The organism is Sinomonas sp. P47F7 (assembly GCF_049332655.1).
Classification (GTDB): Bacteria; Actinomycetota; Actinomycetes; order Actinomycetales; family Micrococcaceae; genus Sinomonas.
The window spans coordinates 1506535-1525551 of sequence record NZ_CP186327.1 but is presented as its reverse complement, the minus strand read 5'-3'; the positions used below and the strand labels follow the sequence as shown (position 1 = coordinate 1525551).

At 70.0% G+C, this 19017-nt stretch carries 14 protein-coding genes; 2 read left to right on the top strand and 12 right to left on the bottom strand.

Features of this window, described 5'->3' with window-relative positions; genetic code table 11:
* Positions 1-5: 5 nt before the first annotated feature.
* Both ACOKR1_RS07220 and ACOKR1_RS07215 read left to right on the top strand, forming a co-directional pair.
* Positions 6-4718: a DUF4082 domain-containing protein gene (locus ACOKR1_RS07220; protein ID WP_422936016.1), complete on the top strand. Its 4713-nt coding sequence runs from the start codon at positions 6-8 to the stop codon at positions 4716-4718.
* Between the two features lie 152 nt (positions 4719-4870).
* A complete protein-coding gene (locus tag ACOKR1_RS07215) occupies positions 4871-5269 on the top strand; it encodes a YybH family protein (RefSeq protein ID WP_422936015.1) in 399 nt (132 codons plus the stop codon).
* A gap of 78 nt (positions 5270-5347) precedes the next feature.
* Here the strand turns inward: ACOKR1_RS07215 and ACOKR1_RS07210 are convergent, their stop codons facing one another.
* The 12 genes from ACOKR1_RS07210 to ACOKR1_RS07155 are packed head-to-tail and all read right to left on the bottom strand — an operon-like array spanning position 5348 to position 18965.
* Positions 5348-6646 (bottom strand): hypothetical protein, encoded by a 1299-nt coding sequence (locus ACOKR1_RS07210; protein ID WP_422936014.1) that lies wholly within the window; start codon positions 6644-6646, stop codon positions 5348-5350.
* Positions 6647-6676: 30 nt separating this feature from the next.
* The gene (locus ACOKR1_RS07205; RefSeq protein ID WP_422936013.1) at positions 6677-7456 is read right to left on the bottom strand and encodes a hypothetical protein; all 780 of its coding nucleotides are present in this window, start codon (positions 7454-7456) and stop codon (positions 6677-6679) included.
* A gap of 58 nt (positions 7457-7514) precedes the next feature.
* Entirely contained in the window at positions 7515-8861 is a 1347-nt protein-coding gene (locus ACOKR1_RS07200) for an O-antigen ligase family protein (protein WP_422936012.1), read from the bottom strand.
* Positions 8858-10033, bottom strand: coding sequence for an acyltransferase family protein (locus ACOKR1_RS07195; RefSeq protein WP_422936011.1), 1176 nt, complete (start codon positions 10031-10033; stop codon positions 8858-8860). The genes ACOKR1_RS07200 and ACOKR1_RS07195 overlap by 4 nt, the downstream gene beginning before the upstream one ends.
* Positions 10021-11229, bottom strand: coding sequence for a glycosyltransferase family 1 protein (locus ACOKR1_RS07190; protein WP_422936010.1), 1209 nt, complete (start codon positions 11227-11229; stop codon positions 10021-10023). The genes ACOKR1_RS07195 and ACOKR1_RS07190 overlap by 13 nt, the downstream gene beginning before the upstream one ends.
* A complete protein-coding gene (locus ACOKR1_RS07185) occupies positions 11226-12725 on the bottom strand; it encodes an oligosaccharide flippase family protein (protein ID WP_422936009.1) in 1500 nt (499 codons plus the stop codon). The genes ACOKR1_RS07190 and ACOKR1_RS07185 overlap by 4 nt, the downstream gene beginning before the upstream one ends.
* On the bottom strand, positions 12722-13810 hold the full coding sequence (locus tag ACOKR1_RS07180) for a glycosyltransferase (RefSeq protein WP_422936008.1): 1089 nt from the start codon (positions 13808-13810) through the stop codon (positions 12722-12724). Before ACOKR1_RS07180 ends, ACOKR1_RS07185 begins: the two co-directional genes overlap by 4 nt.
* On the bottom strand, positions 13804-14931 hold the full coding sequence (locus tag ACOKR1_RS07175; RefSeq protein ID WP_422936007.1) for a DegT/DnrJ/EryC1/StrS family aminotransferase: 1128 nt from the start codon (positions 14929-14931) through the stop codon (positions 13804-13806). Before ACOKR1_RS07175 ends, ACOKR1_RS07180 begins: the two co-directional genes overlap by 7 nt.
* Positions 14928-15593, bottom strand: coding sequence for an acetyltransferase (locus ACOKR1_RS07170; RefSeq protein WP_422936006.1), 666 nt, complete (start codon positions 15591-15593; stop codon positions 14928-14930). The genes ACOKR1_RS07175 and ACOKR1_RS07170 overlap by 4 nt, the downstream gene beginning before the upstream one ends.
* Positions 15590-16792 carry a DegT/DnrJ/EryC1/StrS family aminotransferase gene (locus ACOKR1_RS07165; protein ID WP_422936005.1) on the bottom strand — a complete coding sequence of 401 codons (1203 nt, stop codon included), beginning with the start codon at positions 16790-16792 and terminating at the stop codon, positions 15590-15592. The genes ACOKR1_RS07170 and ACOKR1_RS07165 overlap by 4 nt, the downstream gene beginning before the upstream one ends.
* Complete coding sequence (locus tag ACOKR1_RS07160; RefSeq protein ID WP_422936004.1) at positions 16789-17784, bottom strand: NAD-dependent epimerase/dehydratase family protein; 996 nt, start codon at positions 17782-17784, stop codon at positions 16789-16791. The genes ACOKR1_RS07165 and ACOKR1_RS07160 overlap by 4 nt, the downstream gene beginning before the upstream one ends.
* On the bottom strand, positions 17781-18965 hold the full coding sequence (locus ACOKR1_RS07155) for a Gfo/Idh/MocA family protein (protein ID WP_422936003.1): 1185 nt from the start codon (positions 18963-18965) through the stop codon (positions 17781-17783). Before ACOKR1_RS07155 ends, ACOKR1_RS07160 begins: the two co-directional genes overlap by 4 nt.
* Positions 18966-19017 lie beyond the last annotated feature (52 nt).

Here is a 19017-nt window from a genome sequence, read left to right as displayed (position 1 = left end):
TCACCGTGGCCAAGCCAACAATTCCCAGTTTTGCCCGGAGGTCCCTGCGGCGCAGCGTCGCGGCGTGGGCCTCATCGCTCCTCGTGGCCGCCGTGTTCGTCGCGGTGGAGCCCGTCGCTTCGGCTCCCCCGTCCGTCGCGGCATCCAATCCCTGCGCGGCCCCGGTGGTCAGCGCGGTCGCGTGCGAGAACACCCTCGCGGGCGATCCGCAGAGCGACTGGATGGTTTCCGGGGTGGGTGATTCGACCATCCAGGGGTACGCGACGCAGATCAGCGCGAACCTGGGCGAAACCGTGTCCTTCAAGGTGAACACGGCCGCCAAGTCCTACCACTTCGACATCCTCCGGCTCGGCTACTACCAGGGGACCGGAGCGCGCAAGATCGCCGCCAACCTCCAGCCGAGCGCGGCCCTCCCCCAGAACCAGTCCGCGTGCCAGACGTTCTCCGACACCGGCCTCATCGACTGCGGCAACTGGGCCGTGTCCGCCTCGTGGACCATCCCCACGACAGCGGTCTCGGGCCTCTACATCGCCCACCTCGTGCGCGATGACACGGGAGGCAGCAGCTGGATCCCGTTCGTGGTCCGCAACGACGCGTCGACGTCGTCGATCGTTTTCCAGACCTCGGACGAGACGTGGCAGGCCTACAACTCGTACGGCGGCAACAGCCTGTACACGTGCACGGTCGCGTGCCCGCCGGGTAGCCCCGCGGCGTACAAGGGAGCCTTCAAGGTCTCGTACAACCGGCCGTTCCACACCGCTCTCGACGACAGCGGGCGCAGCTGGATCACGTACGCCGAAATGCCCATGATCCGTTTCATGGAGGCCAACGGCTACGACATGAGCTATCAGGCCGGGCTCGACGCCGCGACGCGAGGCTCCCTGCTGCTCAACCACAAGGCCTTCGTGACGTCCGGCCATGACGAGTACTGGTCGTACGATCAGCGCGCCAATGTCGAGGCCGCCCGCGACAAGGGCATGAACATCGCGATGTTCACCGGGAATGAGATCTTCTGGCGCACGCGCTGGGAGAACAGCGCGGCGGGTCCGACGACGGCGGGACGCACCCTGGTCTGCTACAAGGACACGCACTTCCAGCAGCCCACCGACCCCGTCACGTGGACCGGCACGTACGCCGATCCCCGCTTCGGCACGGCCAACGGCGGCGGCAACCCGCAGAACTCCCTGAGCGGCCAGTTCTTCAACGTCAACTCGGGGACCACGGACATCACCGTCCCAGCGCAATACGCGAAGACGCGAATCTGGCGCAACACCCCGGTGGCCAACCTCACCGGAAACCAGACCGCGACGCTTGGAGCCGGAATCGGCACGCTCGGCTATGAGTGGGACATCGACGCCGCGGACGGCTTCCGGCCCGCCGGCCTGTTCGACGTGTCCTCGACCACCAATACGAGCGCGGAGGTCTTCACCGACTACGGCAGCCAGACCCAGACGGGCCAGACGCAGACGCACAATCTCACCGAGTACCGGGCGGCAAGCGGTGCCCTCGTGTTCGGCGCCGGGACTGTCCAATGGTCGTGGGGCCTCGACGGCTCCTACACCGGCAAGAACCCTGACCCGACGATGCAGCAGGCCACGGTCAACCTCTTCGCCGACATGGGCGTGCAGCCGGTGACGCTCATCTCGGGCCTCGTGGCGGCCACGGCCTCCACGGACAAGACCGCTCCGACGTCCGCGATCACGTCGCCGGTGTCCGGAACGTCGGTCACCGACAGCTCGGTCGTCACGATCTCGGGCACCGCCGTCGACACGGGCGGCGGCGTCGTGGCCGGGGTCGAGGTCTCGACGGACGGCGGCACGACGTGGCGGCCGGCCACGGGAACCACGAGCTGGACCTTCACATGGACCGCCCACGGAAATCCCTCCACGACCATCAAGAGCCGCGCCGTGGACGACAGCGGCAACCTCGAGACGCCCGGCGCCGGGGTATCCGTGCTCGTGAGCTGCCCCTGCTCGCTCGTCGGAACCACCGCGAAGCCGAAGGTCGCTGACGCCGGTGATCCCAACGGAGTTGAGGTCGGCGCCCAGTTCTACTCGGACGTGGACGGCACCATCACGGGCATGCGGTTCTACAAGGCCAACACCAACACCGGGACCCACGTGGGGAACATCTGGGACATGGCCGGCAACAACCTGGCCACCGCGACGTTCACAGGTGAGACCGGCACCGGTTGGCAGACCGTGACGTTCTCGACCCCCCTCAGCATCACGGCCGGGACCCATTACGTCGTCTCCTACTTCGCCCCGAAGGGCCATTACACCGAGGACACGGCGTACTTCTACCCGAACCCCTCGCCGCCGCCGGCAGGCGGTGACTCCGTGGACTCCCCGCCGCTCCACTTCACAAGGAGCCTCCCCGGGTCCCGCAACGGGTACTACATGTACGGCAACACGTCGTCGTTCCCGACCAACGTGTACGACTCCGAGTACTACTGGGTTGACGCCATCTTCTCGCCCTCCGCGAACCCTGCGCCGGCGGTGACGAGCACCACGCCGTCCTCCGGTGCGACGGGAGCAGCGATCACCACGGCTCCGACGGCGACGTTCAACCAGGCCGTGACGGCGTCCTCGGTGACGTTCACGCTCAAGACGTCCACCGGCGCGTCCGTGGCCGGATCAACGTCGCTCAACAGCGCGGGCACCGTGGCGACGTTCACGCCGTCGTCCGCTCTCGCCTACAGCACGAGCTACACGGCGACCGTGAGCGGGGCGACCAACTCCAAGGGCCAGGCGATGGCCTCGCCGTACTCGTGGAGCTTCACGACGGCGGCGCCTCCGCCCGCCCCGGCCGTCATCTCGACAAGCCCGGGCTCTGGGGCGACGGGCGTGGCCGTCAACACCGCGCCGAACGCGACCTTCAACCAGGCCGTGACCGCCTCGTCGGTGACGTTCACGCTCAAGGACGCGACCGGTGCCTCGGTGACGGGGACCACGTCGCTCAACAGCGCGGGCACCGTGGCGACGTTCACGCCGCAGGCCAATCTCGCCTATAACGTGACCTACACCGCGACCGTCAGCGGTGCCACGAACTCGACAGGCCAGACGATGGCGAGTGCCTACTCGTGGAGCTTCACGACACTCACCTCGCCGCCCGCGCCGAACGTCTCCTCGACGAATCCGGCGCCTGGGGCAACCGGCGTCGCGGTGAACGTGGTCGTGGGCGCGACGTTCAGCCAGGACGTCACCGCCTCCTCGGTCCAGTTCGTGCTGAAGGATCCCACCGGTGCGAGCGTTGCGGGCTCGGCCTCCTACTCGAGCGCGACGACGACGGCGACGTTCACGCCGTCGGCCAACCTTGCCTACAACACGCAATACACGGCGACGGTGAGCGGGGCCACGAACTCCACCGGGCAGACGATGTCTCCGTACAGCTGGAGCTTCACGACGACGGCTTCATGCCCGTGCACCGTCTTCTCGGCCACCTCGACGCCGGCCACGGCCAACGGGGCGGATCCGAGCGCGGTCGAGCTCGGGATGAAGTTCCGCACCGACACCGCTGGCCAGATCACCGGGGTCCGGTTCTACAAGGGATCGCTCAATACCGGAACGCATGTGGGCAACCTCTGGTCGTCGACCGGGACGAAGCTCGCCACCGTGACGTTCGTCAATGAGTCGGCATCCGGGTGGCAGCAGGCGTACTTCTCCACTCCCGTGAGCGTCACGGCGAATACGACGTACGTGGTCTCCTACTTCGCGCCGAACGGCAACTACTCCTACACGAGCAGCGGCTTCTCGGCGTCGCAGGGATCCTCGCCCATCGTCGGCCTCGCGAACGGGACCGACGGCGGCAACGGAGTGTACGCCTACGGGTCCACCTCGTCCTTCCCGTCGGGGACGTACAACTCGACGAACTACTGGGTTGACGCCGTGTTCAACCCCGGCTCCCCCGCGGCCCCCGTGGTCCGGAAGACGTCGCCGGCCCAGGGCGCGACCGGAGTACCGGTGACCACGAGCGTCTCCGCCACGTTCGACCAGGCCGTCGACACGACGACCGCGACCTTCACGCTCACCCCGAGCGGTGGCGTGCCGGTGGTCGGGACGACGGGGAACGTGTCCGCGACCGGCACCTACACGTTCACGCCGACGGCCTCACTCGCCGGCAGCACGACCTACACCGCGAGCATCTCGGGGGTGAAGAGTGCCACCGGGCAGGCCATGCCGTCGGCGTACAGCTGGAGCTTCACGACGGCGGCCTCCTCCTCGGGCTTCACCTGCCCGTGCAGCGTCTTCAGCTCGTCGTCGGTCCCCGCAACCGCCTCGGTGAACGATCCGAACGCCGTCGAGCTGGGCATGCAGTTCACGGCCGACGCCTCCGGCTCCGTCACGGCGATCAAGTTCTACAAGGGCACCCAGAACACGGGTACCCATGTGGGGCACCTGTGGTCGGCGGGCGGAACGCTCCTCGCGACGGTGACGTTCAGCGGCGAGACCGCGAGCGGTTGGCAGACCGCCACGCTCGCGAGCCCCGTGTCGATTTCCGCGAACACGACCTACGTCGTCTCGTACTACGCGCCGAGCGGCAATTACGCGGCGAACGGCAACTACTTCGCCACGGCGGCAGACAACCCACCGCTCCACGGTCTCGCAAGCGGCTCGGGGCACCTGAACGGCGTGTATCTGTACGGAGCATCGGGCTTCCCGACGAACAGCTACAACGCCACGAACTACTGGGTCGACGTCGTGTTCACCACGCCGTGACGGCGGCCTGACGCCTGCGACGCCAGGCGTCTGGGTGGCCAACAGCCTGGAGGGTGGAGTGCTCGAGCACTCCACCCTCCGGGTTTTTCGAGTGGTGAGGCTCGGAGGGAATCATGCTTGCGGTCGCGCGGTGACCGGACGAGGCTATCGTCATGACCGACCGTGACGATTTTCTGGCTTGGTTTCGTGGCCCGCTGTTCGCGGCGGAGCTCGCTCTCCACAACGGGGATCCTGGCCCTCGCCGTGCACTGTGGTCGCGGAATGATCCAGTCAGCGTTCTCGGCGCCTGGCGTAGTGCAACCGGTCAGGAGGAGATCGACGAGCTCTTCGCGTATCTCGGTGGCAGCTTCACGGACTGCACGTCATCGACCGTCGAGGTGCTGGCGTTCGACGTGGTCGGTGACATGGCCTACACCGCGGCTTTGGAGCACACTTCGGTTTCCGTCAACGGACAGCCGCGCACGTACACATTGCGGGCGACGCAGGTGTACCGGCGCGAGTACGGCAAGTGGAGGGTTGCCCACCGGCACGGCGACACCCTGGCCGACTGAACATCCCGATCGGTCCACCACGACGGTCATGTGCCTCTTGTAGATGCACAGCGCCGGGAGCCGCACGAGGACTTGGGCTCAGAGGCGGCACACGTTCGGAGTATCCAGCCGATAGAGATGGACTGCGGTGGCCGAGGCAAAGTGATCGGTGAAGGTGTGGGCCGCCCCTTGGAGGGTCCGCCCCTCGCCGAGCACGGTCACGGCCCCGCCGGACCAGCACGGAACGGTGAACGTCACGTCGTGGGCGCCCGGTCCCGTCGCGGCGGCGAACAGATACAGCTTCCCTTGATAGTCCTTCACGGTGATGTCCACCTTGCCGTCCGTGGAAGCCCCGTGGTCGACGAAAGGCGCGTTAAGGACCGGCGCAAGATCGGCGATCTGATGGTTGAGGGCCGTGACGGCAGCGCGCAGGTCCGCGGAGCACGGGTCACGGAGGAGGTGCTGGGTTGGGCAGGCGCCGCCGAAGCTGTGATTGAAGTAGACGATTCCGCGGGCTCCGTGAATGAGGCTCTCCCAGACTGCCGCGCGCACTTGATCGGGCGAAATCGTCGAGCCGTCGTCGAAGGGGTGCCCGAGCTCGATGAAGGCCCACACGGGTTTGCTTCCGTGCGGCTGCGCGAGGGATCTCATCCGGTCCACGACCCACCCGTAGTTGGCGGCGCGCCGGCACTCGCCGGGATCGCTGAGCGCCCTGTCTCCGCCGACCAGTGAACCGCCCTGCGACGCGACGCAGATGTCGGGATCGGTGAACCAGTAGGCGTCGGCCGAGACGACGTCGGCGGACGCGACGAATCGTGACGCATCGGCATCCGACTCCCAGAAGAGGACGCCCTTCCCGAAGTTGGCGAACGACGCCGCGCCCTGCGGGAACAGCCTGCGGCGCGCGGCGAGCACGGAAAGTCCGCAGGTGGCGTCCGCTGGCGCACAGATGTCGCCGTCGCCCGGAAAGTTCCCGGTCCACGTGCCGGTCCCCGGTCCGGCCCACATGTCGATCTCGTCGCCGAGCAGATACCCCGCCGCGGGCGACGCCGGCGTGCTCGGGATCGCGAAGGAGCCCGCCTGGGCGGCCCGTTCGGGCTGCGAGTCGTCGGTCAGCTCGAGATAGGTGTTGATTCCTGCGGATCGGTCCGCGGAGACGCCTTCGTCATCCACGAGACTCTCGAACCACAGCGCGACCGGGAAATAGCCCTGGTCAGTCGGCAGGGAATGGGCGAACCTCGAAAAGTAGCCGGCGCCGCCGTCGATCGGGCGCAGGCTGGCGAGGCGCTGGGCCGGATCCAGGACGATTCCGGGGAGCGCCGCGTCGGCCGTCGCGGCCACCGCCACGAAGATGGCGGCCGAGGCGAAGGCGATGCCCCGGACGAGCCTGCCCGACATCTGGGACCTCCTCGAGTGGGGCGGCGAGTGCTAGCGGCGCCCGACCACGCGAACTCGCTCGTCCGGTTCCGGCGATTCGCTGACCACTCCGGTGCGGGCGGGTGACTGCCGCTTGGAGAGGCGCGCAGTGCCAGTCGGAATCTGCGCGGGCCGGGGCTCCTCGTTCCGCTCGCGCTTTTCTTCCTCTGCGGCTCGAGCGAGGGCCTTCCGGTGGCGGCGGCGCTGGATCATGAGTTCGACGCGGCGGGAAATGGAGATCGCGGCCAGGAGGGCGATGAGGCCCGCGACGGCGACGACGACGATGCTGCGCAGCCTGCTCGTATAGACCTCCTGGGCGGTGTCTCCAGGCTGCACGAGCTCGGCCTTGATCAAGTACGAGTCGTCGGCGCCATTGACCTTCTGGACGTCCTTGAGCTCTGACTGCATGCGCTTCCCCAGCGCATCGACGGTGGCGATGGCCTGGCTCGGGTTCTTACCCGTGGCTTGAATCTGCAGGAGCAGTCCAACCGAGGCTCCTGACGCGCCGGGGGTCACGGTGTAGTCGCTCGCAAGCCCGGCGTCCTGCAACGAGCTTGCCGCCTGCCGCGTGCTGAGCCTCGTGATGAGGACCTGGCTGAGGAGTCCGTCGGGGCTGCGGAGGTAGGGATTGTCGGAATTGATCTTGGCCAGCGAAGGATTCAGCTCGATCTCGCGGTCAGTCGGCACCTTCGGGGCGATCAGCGCATAGGTGGCTGTCGAGGTGAACGTCCGCTGCGACGTGAAGATGTAGAACGATGCTGCTGCGGTCAGGATAATCACGGCGAGAGCCACCCATTTGTGATGCCAAATTGTCTTGAGCACGCCACTTGGGCCCATGATTGATCGCCTCCTAATGTATTGCCGTTGGAATGAACTTGCTTGGGCTCAAAGCGGTCCGGGCTGCCCCAGAGCCTCGACCGTCAGATCGGTGCAGACGCCCGACAACACCCGATATTCCGATGAAGAACGGGTAGAGCAGGGCAAATACCTGGAATGACATCGAATCGAAGGTTGCCGACGACACGGCGGTGATGATCCCCGCCGCTCCGGCACTCGCTGCGAGGAGTCGCAGCGAAGGGTCCGCAGTCCACCGCGCGACGCCCAGCGCAGCGAGTCCCGGGACGGACACATACAGGGCGAACGCGAGGAGTCCGATGATTCCCATCGTCACCGCAATCAAGAGATATTGGTTGTCGAAATTGTCTTTCATGGAAAGGTGCATGTAGGTTCCCGGACCGCCACCCAGGAGGGGCTTCTGGGCAACGAGGCTTTCCGCCCGGGGATAGTCGTCGAGGCGCCACGTAATCGAGCTGTCCGAACTGCTGTCGGCCACTGAGTTGAACATGGCGGAAACGAGCCCCGGAACCGTCACGAACAGGCCGGCGCCGACCACGGGAACCGTGACGAGCGCCCATTTCCTCGGGATCGGTGGCAGGGCGGGCACCATGACGGTGATCGCGACCGCGAGCGCGAGCATCGCGGAGCGCGACACGGTCAGGGCGTTGGCTACGAGAAGGACGACCGCGATTCCCCAGTGGATCATCCTGCTGCCGGTTCGGTCATAGAGCGCCCGCCACACGGCGAGCGGTAGCAGCATCGAGCTGACCACTCCGAGTTCGATCGGATGAAGAGTGGTCCCGGCCACCCGCATGAGCGCATTCCGCGCTTGGAACGAGCTCGCCTCGCTGTTTTCGACGAAGCCCGGCATCAAAGCCTTGAGGAGGTCTACGGGATTCGTGTGCGTCGCGAACTGGATCACGGCGACGGCGGCGCACACGGCCCCTCCCGCAAGGACCCACCGTGCGAGGGACATGACGTCGTCCAGATCCCGGACGGTCTCCGACGTGATGAAGACGATTCCCATGATCGCGACCATGAGCAACATCCACCGATCGGCGCCTGCTCTCGCGAGGGACGTGCTCAGGCCGCTGAACCCGAGGAACAGGCTCGCGTAGCTGAGACACGAGGCGAACGCGAAGACAAGCACGGCCGTCCGCCCCGGGTGCGAGGACCAGGCGGAATGCCGGAGCCCCAGAAAGGCTTCCATGAGCCACACGACGAAGAGGCCCAGCGCGAGGATCTCGGGGAGGCTCCCGCTCGCTCCGAGCGGAGAGAACACGAGATTGGGCGGGAAGATCAGAATCGCCGCGAGCGTGAGCTTGAGGAGCATGAACGTCCCCGGGTGTCTCTGGGTCACGGGGTTCCTCCCGCTCTCGTGCGCCGCCACGGGACGGCGAGCTGCCGCACCGCATCCCACAGCTGGCGGAAACTGCGGATCCGCAGGAAGGGCCTCTCGCAGACCACGAAGAAGGCGTAGGCGCCCGCGAGTGCCGCCGGGACGCCGAGGAGCATGAGCGGCCAGAAGGCGTTGGCCCCGGTGACCCCGGCGGGCGCGAGGACCCGCTCGCGGAGGACGTCGAGGATCGGCGCATGCACGAGGTAGAGGCTGAACGCGAAGGTGCCCACCGCCGCGAGCGGACGCAGGGCCAGGAATCTGGCCAGCCACGGGAGCCGGCCCTGCGTGAGCGCCACGAAGAGGCAAGCCGTCGCGGCGCCGACCACGAGGTCGACCCAGAAGTACTCCCCCACGATGGTCCGGGGCCCCGCGACACCGGCGGCGGTCGCGAATCCCGCGACGCAGAGCGCACCGAGGACGATCCCGGCCGAGGCGCCGGCGCCCCGGGTCGCAAGCTGGGCGGCGACGCTCCCGCCGACGAACAGCACGAAATACGCGGGGCTGAACCGATCGAACCAGCCGACGGCGGGAATCACGGCCCCGATGAGGTGCTGCGCGATGACGAGCGCCGTCGCAACGCCCAGCACGACGGCGGCACCCCAGCGCCGCACGAGCAGGAGCACGAGCGGGAAGAGGAAGTAGATATGCCATTCGACGGCGATCGACCAGAACACCCCGTTCGGAGGCGTGGTGCCGATCGCGTCCTGCAGGAGGAGGCCGTGGACGAGGACGTCCCGCGACGTGAGCGCTCCACCCGTCGGAGTGGACGCGAGACCGACCACCACGAGGACGGACGAGAACGCGAGCGCGGCCCAGTATGGCGGCACGATCCGCCAGAAGCGTCGCCGGAGGAAGCCAAGGCCGCCTTCGGGCAGCCTGCCTTCGTGGCGCGCCGGCGAGAGCGTGAGCGAGAATCCGGAGACCACGATGAAGACCGAGACGGCCAGATGGCCGTAGACCATCCAGTCCATCGTCCAGGGCCCGTTGTTGCCCGGGTAGCCGCCGACGCTCAGGAGCCACACGTGGTGGACGACGACGAACAAGGCGGCGAGCGCGCGCACCCCGTCGAGCCACTCGACTCGGGTGGCCGTCGCTGGGGTCCGCAGGGCAGCGCCAGGCTTCAGCGTCGCCATGACCGCACCCCGGATTCGATGATGTCCGCCACGGCATTGCCGGTTTCGTCCCATCCGGAATGCGCGGGAACGCTGCTCGCGACCGGCTCCGGCGAGCGGTCGAGCGCCTCGCAGAGCCCATCCGCGATGCCTCCGGGGGTCGGTCGCGCCCAGATGACCCGCGGATCCTCGAGCACGGCACGCGCGAGGGGATCGTCGTTGACCACGGGGGTCAGGCCGGCGGCCAGCATCTCCCCGGGGACGAGGGACACGTTGGTGAACGAGAGCGCCATCCCCGCCTTGGAGCGGTTGTAGACGGCGTTGAGCTCGGACGGCGAGAGGACCCCGAGGTGCTCGTGCGGAACGCTCCAGGCCGGCATGGGTCCGCCGAAGGCGCGCAGGCCGACGTCCGGACGGCGACGGTGGAGCTCCTCGAGGGCAAGCCTGCCGAGGAGTCCTCCGCGCCGGTCGGTGCCCGAGCGGGCGAAGAAGGCGACGCCGCTCCGCGGACCGGGCTCCAGGAGGCGGTAGGTCTCGGCATCGCAGCCGAACGGGACCACGAAGGCCTCCGCGCCGACGTTCCTCCGCAGCTCCTCGGCCACCATGGGGCCGAGAGCGATATGCATGAGCCCGAGCCGGTAGCTGTCCTCCGCGAGGCTGTACAGGCTGCCCCGCGGGTGGAAGTACGGTTCGTAGTCCTGGATGAAGTAGAAGGCTCGAGTCGGCGCCTGGCCGCGCCGGACGCTCACGTGGGCCGTCTCCCACGAGCTCGCGACCACCGCGTCGAATCCGGCGATCCGGGCCCCCACCTCCTGCACCTCGGCCGCGAGCCACGGCCAGTTCGCGCGGATGGTCCGGCGCGCGCGGTCGGGATCGGATCCGTGCCGGTTGTAGAGGAGCACAGTGCACGCGGCGCCCCGGCGCTCGAGGGCCGCGGCCATCCGGAAGAACGTCGTGTGTCCCCCCGATCCGGGCGACGGCGGGGTGCACAGCCACGCGATCTTGAGCGGCCGCGTCCCCACCGGGGTCGCGGGACCGTCCGCGGCCCTGTGGACCGTGGAGTCCGCAACGTCCTGCGGCAGGAGCGGGAAGTCGAGTGACGCCGTGTCAAAGCGGCGTTCGAGGAAGGACGCCGCGACGCGAGCGGCGCGCCTGCTGGTCTCGGCGAGGCCGTCCTGGCCGAGCCTGCGGAGGACCTCTAGCGTGCTGATCGTCATGGCCGCCCACCCCCCTGAGACCGCGCGGCGTCGAGCTCGTCGAGTGAGCCGCGGAACGACCGCCAGGCCGAGAGCACCGCGGAACGGAGCAGAACGGCCGCAACGAGCAGCCCCGCCGCACCCCCGATCATGAGCGCGGCGAGCGGAACCGCGAACGCGTGCGCCACGAGGCCCGCCGCGAGGCCCGTGACGACGGCCGCTGCGAGCGGGAGAGCCACGGCGCGGCTCAGGGCGCTCAGCCGGGTGCCGACGGCGCGGGCCCCGACGAGCGCGTAGACCGGCAGGACGCAGATCCAGAGGACGACGGCGTGGGCCCAGCCCACGCTTCCAATCCCGCCGTGCGACGCCGCGAACCAGAGGGCGGGAGCGAGGAGCCCGAGCCACAGAACCTGGATCCAGAACAGGCTCGTGGTCCGTCCCGCCCCGACGCAGATGTCCGCCAAGAGCTCGGCCACGATCCTCCCGCCGCTGAACACCCCGAGGCCCGCCAGCGCGGTGGCGGCTGGCGCCCACGCGGGCCCGTAGAGCACCGCGATCAGGGGCACCGCGAGCGCCGTCACAAGCGCGGCAATCGGCATCGCCGCCGAGCAGACGAGGAGGAGGATCCGGCGGGCTTCCTCGCCGAGCCGGCCCGCTGTGTGCAGCCTGCCGAAGGACGGCACCGCGACCGAGCGGACGGCGGTGGTGACGAGGCTGCTCGGGAGCCCCGCCAAGGTGAAGGCCAAGAGGTAGTAGCCGAGCGCTTGGGGCCCGAGCATGCTTCCCACGATCGCGTAGTCCGCGTTGAGGGCGAGGAAGACGACGAGATTCGCGCCCGCGAGCGGGAGGCCGAGTCCCAGAACCGTCCGCGCGTGATCGCGCCGCAGCCCGGGACGGACCTTGACCGGGGCCACCAGCCAGTAGCCCACTGTCGTCGCGGCCTGCCCCGCTACGCGAGACCACGCGAGCGCCATGGCGCCCCACCCGAGGAAGGCCAGCAGGACCGCCACGGCGAGCGCGACGATCCCGCCCGCGGACTCGACGGCCGCCTTCGACCCCTGCCGGTAGTCCCGCGCGACGAACGCCGCGGGGACGCCCGACATGCCGGCCAGCAGAATGGTCAGCGACATCACCTGCACCACTGGCGTCGCGCCCGGGTTGCCCATGGCGGCGGACAGGGCCGGAGCCGCTGCACTCGCGGCACCCGTTAGGAGCACGCTCGTCGCGAGAGACACCGTGAGGACGGTCGGGGCGATCTCGGTCGAATCCCGGCCCGCGCGCGCGATGGCCGCGGTCGCGCCCAAGTCCGTGATGTTGACGGCGATGGTCTGCACCACGAGGGCCACGGCGAGCGCGCCGAAGTCCTCCGGCAGGAGCATCCTGGCCAGGACGAGTGTCGTCAGGAACTGCAGGAAGCGTCCGGAGATCACCCCGAACGTTCCCCACGCGAAGGCGACCCTGAAGCGGCGTGCGAGGGACTGTCCCTCGGCGGCCCGCGTCGGCTGGTCGAGCCTCACGAGACCCCCACCGCCTTCCACAACCGCCACCGGCCGCGGTCGGCCTGGCGCCGCACGGCCTCAGCCCAGCGTGCTGCGACGGTCGGAGCAAGGTGGCGCTCCGCCCTCCGCAACGCCTCCGCAACCGACCTGCCCCGCAGCGTCCGGCTGGCTCCGGGACGCGCCGCCTCGGCCACCCCGACGAGCTCGGCCGCCTCGGCGGCCGAGCCGCCAGCCGCGAGGCACCGCGCAGCGGTGATGAGGGCCTCGCGCCCCACGGCGCGCCGCGCGCGTGCCTCGAGGCGGGCCCCTGCCTCCTGGGGCGCCACGATGGCTCCGAGGACGGCGAAGGCCGCCACCCGGTGGCGCAGGTCCGCGGCAGCCGAGGCGAATCGCAGGGCGTGCATGTTGCCCCCGTGCACGCGGTAGAAGGCCTGGACGGGTCCGTTGATCCGGCCCACGGCCGAGCCGGCCGCGACCCGAAGCCAGTACTCGAGGTCCCCGGAATGCGGGAGCTCAGGGTTGTAGCCTCCCGCGCGCCGCAGGGCGCTGGTGCGGACGACGGCCTCCGGCGAGAGGATGAAGTTCCGGCCCCGCCACGTGGCCAGGCCGATCCATTCGCGGCCTCGCCAGATGGTCCACGAACCGCGAGCGCCGATCCGCGCGGTGGAGACCGCGGTGGCATCCGAGAACTCGACGACCCGCCCGTAGACGAGCCCCACCTCGGGACGCGCCTCGAACAGGGCGGCGGCGCGCGTGAGCGCTCCGGGGGCGAGCAGGTCGTCCGCCGAGAGCAGCACCACGAGCTCGCCGGCCACCCGTGCGAGCCCGTCGTTGTAGGTCGCGATGTGCCCCTGGTTGCGCTCGTGCCTGACCAGGGTCACGCGCGCGTCGGCCGCGGCGAGCCGTTCGGCGACGTCCGCGCTGCCGTCGGTCGACGCATCATCGACGATGATCACCTCGACGTCGATGCCGGGCTGGTCGAGCGCGCTCGCCACCGCCGCGGGGAGGTAGTGGCCGTAGTTGTAGCACGGCACCACGACGGACACGAGCAGACGCGAGGCGAGGGGGCGCGGGAGGAGCGGCCTTGCTTTGAGCCTCAGCATCCCCTCACCACCTCGGCCACGAGCCGCTGCTGCTCGGGCGTGATGTGGGGGAACATGGGCAGCGAGAGCAGCTCGCGCGCGGCGGCCTCCGCGACCGGGAAGTCGCCACGGGCGTAGCCCAGATATGCGAAGGCGTCGGTCAGGTGCACGGGCGTCGGGTAGTGGATGCCCGTGCCGATCCCGGCCGTGGAGAGCGCGGTCTGCACCCGCGCGCGGTCCTCGACGCGTACCACGTAGAGGTGCCACACGTCCTCGTTGCCGGGCTGGCTCCGCGGGGTCCGAACCCCGGGCACCCCGTCGAGAAGCTCGCCGTAGAGCTTTGCCGCCTGCCGCCGTCGTGCGTTCCATTCGGCGAGCCGCCGCAGCTTGGCGCGCAGCACGATCGCCTGGACGGCGTCGAGCCGCGAGTTGAAGCCCACCACCTCGTGCACGTACTTGACTGCGCTCCCGTGCGCGGAGAGGAGCCGCACCACGTCGGCGAGGAGTGGATCGTTCGTGGTCACGGCGCCCGCATCGCCGGCCGCGCCGAGGTTCTTGCCGGGGTAGAAGCTCGTGGCCGCGATGTGGCCCAGGCCGCCGGCGCTGCGGCCGAACCGCCGCGCCCCCTGCGCCTGCGCGGCGTCCTCGACCACCGCGATCCCGCGCCGCGCGGCGAGCGGGACGATCGCCTCGACGGGCGCGGTCTGGCCGAACAGGTGGACCGGGACGATGGCCTGAGTCCTAGGCCCCACCGCCCGGCCCACCTTGTCCGTGTCGATGAGGAGCGTCTCCGGATCGACGTCCACGATCACGGGGCGCGCCCCCGCGCGGACCACCGCCTCCGCGGTGGCGACGAACGTGTTGGCGGGCAGGATCACCTCGCCGCCGGGCCCTACTCCGACGGCGCGCAGCGAGAGCTCGAGCGCGTCCGTGCCGTTCCCCACGCCGATGCACGCGCGCACGCCGACGAACGCGGCGTACTCCTCCTCGAACGCTGCGACGTCGGGCCCCCCGATGAACGCCCCCGCGTCGAGCGCGCGCACCACTTCGGGCACGACGTCGGCGCTCACCTCCCGCTGCTGCGCGGCCAGATCCACAAACGGAACCCGGTGGATCCGGCCGGCCTGCGCCTCCGTGGTCATCGTTCCACCCCCTGAGAACTCCCGCCGGAAAGCTGCGACATGGGTCGGGCGGGGACACCGACCCATGTCTGCCCCTCGGGCACGTCCGTAACCACGGCCGCGCCCATGCCAATGACGGCCCGCGCACCCACCCGGGTGCGCTGCCGAATGCTGCTGTTCATGCCGAGGTAGGCCGCGCGGCCGACGACGACGGAGCCTCCCAGCGAGACTCCCGCACCGAACGTCACATAGTCGTCCACGAAGTCGCCGTGCGTGAGCGTCACCCCAGGCATGACGACGACGTGGCGCCCCAGCGTGACCGCCGCGGTCATGACGACGTTCGCGAGCAGGATGCTCCCCTCCCCCACGGTGCAGCCCTCGGGCACGATCGCGGTCGGGTGCACGATGGTCGCGAAGTGGCCGGGAGGGAGCCCGAGGGCGCCGAGCCGCCGGACGATGTCCGCACGCGTCGCTCCGCTGCCCACGCACACGACGATCCGCGCGCCCGGGTGCTTGCGCACCTCGGCAAGCGGGCCGAGCACGTGGGCACCGTCGAGGACGCTGCCGGCTCGGACAGGATCGTCGTCGAGGATCCCGAGAACGTCGAAGTCGTCGCCGGCCCGCACGAGCGCCATGACCTCGCGGGCCAGCCCGCTCGCGGCGACGAGGAGAAGTTCGGTCATGTCCGCACTTCCCTCCGCGCGGGAGCGGCCGCGGCCGCGTGCCGCACGGCCTCGGCCACGCGGTAGACGCCGGCCTCGCCGAGCTCGTGGTACAGCGGGAAGATGAGCGTGCGGGCCGTGAGCCGCTCTGTCACGGTGAGCGGGACGCGGCGGGGCCATCCCTCGTACGCGGGCTCGAGGTGGGCGGCCATGATGCCGGGCCGCGCCGAGATGCCCTCGACCGCGAGCGCGCCGAGGAGGCCGTCGCGGCTCAGCGGGAACTCCTCGCCCACCTCGGCCCACAGCGACTGGAAGTTGGAGGCGCACTCGGGAGGGTCCTCGACGAACCGGAGGCCGGGGACGTCGTCGAGCGCGTCGCGGTAGACCGCGGCGAGCTCGCGCCGGCGCTCGACCATCTTGGCGAGGCGCCCGAGCTGCACGAGGCCGATCGCGGCCTGCACGTCCGTCATCCGGAAGTTGAAGCCGAGTTCGGAGTACCGCTCGGCGGGGGCGCGCAGCGACGTGTGGCGCTCGGCGGCGGAGAGGCTCGCGGCGTGCTGGCGGAGGTGCCGGGCCCGCTCGGCCCACTCGCCGCGATCGGTCGTGAGCATGCCGCCCTCGCCCGTCGTGAGGAGCTTGCGCGGGTGGAACGACCACGCCGCGATGTCCGCGCCGATCCCCACGGGCCGCCCGTGGTAGCGCGAGCCGGCCGCGCACGCCGCGTCCTCGATGAGCGCGATCCCCCGCGCAGCGCACAGCTCCGCGAGCGGCTCGACGTCCGCAGGGACCCCGCCCTGGTCGACGACGATGACCGCCGCCGTGCGGGGCCCGAGCACCTGGGCCACGCCCGCGACCGTGAGATTCCCGGTCACGGGGTCGACGTCCGCGAACACCGGCTCGGCCCCGACGTACCGCGGCGCATTCGCCGTCGCGATGAAGGAGAAGGAGGGCACCACGACCTCATCGCCGGGCTGGACGCCCGCGACAACGAGGGCGAGGTGCAGCGCCGTCGTGCAGCTCGACACGGCGACGCCGTGCGACACGCCCTGGGCCGCGGCGAACGCCCGCTCGAACTCCGCGACGCGCGGGCCCTGCGCGAGCCACCCGGAGGCAATGACCTCGGCGACCGCGCGTGCCTCCTCCGCCCCGACCCAGGGCTTCATGACGTTGATGCGGCCCTCATCGCTCTGCGCTGGGGCCTGCCCCGCCTCCGCGCTCATGACGCGGCCACGACCCTCGCCGCGGCGATCTCCTCGCGCAGCGGGCGCCACCACGAGACAAGCCGGCGGAGGCCCTCGTCGAGTGGCATCTCGGATCGGAACCCGAGGTCCCGGGCGGCCGCGGCCGTGTCGGCGAGCCGCCGCGTCACGGCGTTGACCTTGCGCTCGGGGCCGAACTCGACGGAGAGCTTCGAGTCCATCGCGGCCAGGAGCGCGACCGCGAGCGCGAGCAGGCTCGTCTCGGTGCCGCTCGCCACGTTGTAGACGCCCTCGCGCACGGCCGATTCGGCCGCGTAGATGTTCGCGCGCGCCACATCGCTCGTGTAGACGAAGTCCATGGTCTGCTCGCCGTTGCCGTACACGAGCGGGGGCCGCCCGTCCGCGATCCGCTCCATCCAGCGCACGAGCACCTCGGTGTAGAGGCCGTGGACGTCCATGCGCGGCCCGTACACGTTGAAGTACCGAAGGGCCACGTAGTCGAGCCCGTACATCGCGCGGAAACTGCGGGCCATGCCCTCGTTGAAGCTCTTGGCCGCGCCGTACAGCGTGTCGTTGTTGTGGTGGTGGTGCCGCTCGCCGGTCGGGAACTCGTCCGCCGCGCCGTAGACCGACGCGCTCGAGGCGAGCACCACCTTGTCCACGCCGTGCTGCGAGGCCGCCTCGAGGACCGTGAACGTCCCGTCGACGAGCACCTCGAGCGCGAGGCGCGGCTCCTCGGCACACTGCGTGATGCGGATGGCGGCCTCGTGGAACACGAGGTCCTTGCCGATCGTCGCGTCGTGGACGGTGTCCCGGTCCCGGAGGTCGCCCTCGATGAGCCGCACCCGCCCTGTGGCGAGCGCATGGTCGAGGTTCGCGAGCCTTCCGCGCGTGAGGTTGTCGAGGACGTCGACGTGCTCCACGCCCGCGTCGAGCAGATGGTCCACGACCGTGGATCCGATGGTCCCCGCACCGCCCGTCACGAGCACCCGTGCGCCTGCCAGAACAGTCATGCCCCCGCCTCCTGCCTCAGCGCGCCGTCGACGAGCTCGTGTCCGAAGAGTCCCGGCCCGGTCATGCGGTCCGGTGGTGCGACGTCAGCCTTCGCGCCCCCAGTCTGGAGGCTCCGGCTCGTCGCCTCGAGCACGCCCAAGACGCGCAGCGCGGACGCTCCGCTCGTGGCCGAGGGCCGCTTCCCGCGGATCGCGGCCGCGAACTCGGCGACCATTTGGCCGAGGGCCTCGCGCTCGGGAAGCGCGGGCGACCACGTGTCGCCGAGGCGGTACGAGATCGCGGCGTCGCGCCGGTCCGCGGTGCTGTGGGCACCGTTGCTGTGGGCACCACGCTTGGGCAGCTGGACCCCGCGGTCGTAGACGCTCAGCCGCTGCTGCGGGTTGAGGTCGTCCCAGACGAGAGTGCGCTGCGTCCCGCCGATGACCATCTGGCGGATCTTCGTGGGGCTGAGCCAGTTGACGTGGATGTGGGCCATGGCCCCGAACGGCAGGTCGAACGAGAGGTGCCCCACGCAGTCGCGTCCCGTGCCGAGCGGATCCGCGCCGTGCGCGGACACCGCCTCGGGCGTGAGCCCGTCGGGGAGGATGAAGTCGAGGATGGAGAGGTCGTGGGGGGCGAGGTCCCAGAACACGTCGACGTCCGGCTGGACGAGCCCGAGGTTGATCCGGACCGAGTCGACGTACAGGACGTCACCGAGCTCGCCGTCGGCGAGCAGCTCGCGCATCTTCTGCACGGCGGGCGTGTAGCAGTACGTGTGGTCGGCCATGAGGACGAGTCCGCGCGAGTCTGCCGCCGCGACCATGTCCGTGCCCTTGGACCAGTGGTCGGCGAGGGGCTTCTCGACGAGCACGTGTTTGCCGGCCCCGAGTGCCGTCAGCGCCACGTGGTGGTGCGTCCTGGCCGGCGTCGCAATGGCGACCGCGTCGACGTCGAGCGTGTCGAGCGCCTCGTCGAGGGAACCGAACGCGGTCGCGCCGTAGAGCGACGCGAGGCCCGCCGCGCGGTCGAGGTCCAGATCGCAGACCGCCACCAGGTCCCAGTCGGCCGAGCGCTGAAAGTTCCGTGCCAGATTGGGCCCCCAGTAGCCCGCACCGACGACGACGACCGCGAGTGGGCGGTCAGGCTCGCTCCCAGCGCCGGATCCCCGGAACTGGAGGAGCGAGTGCGGAAGGTCCGCCATGGTCTTGCCTCTTCTCTCGATGCACGCTTGCTGGGTTGCCCGGAGTCATGCG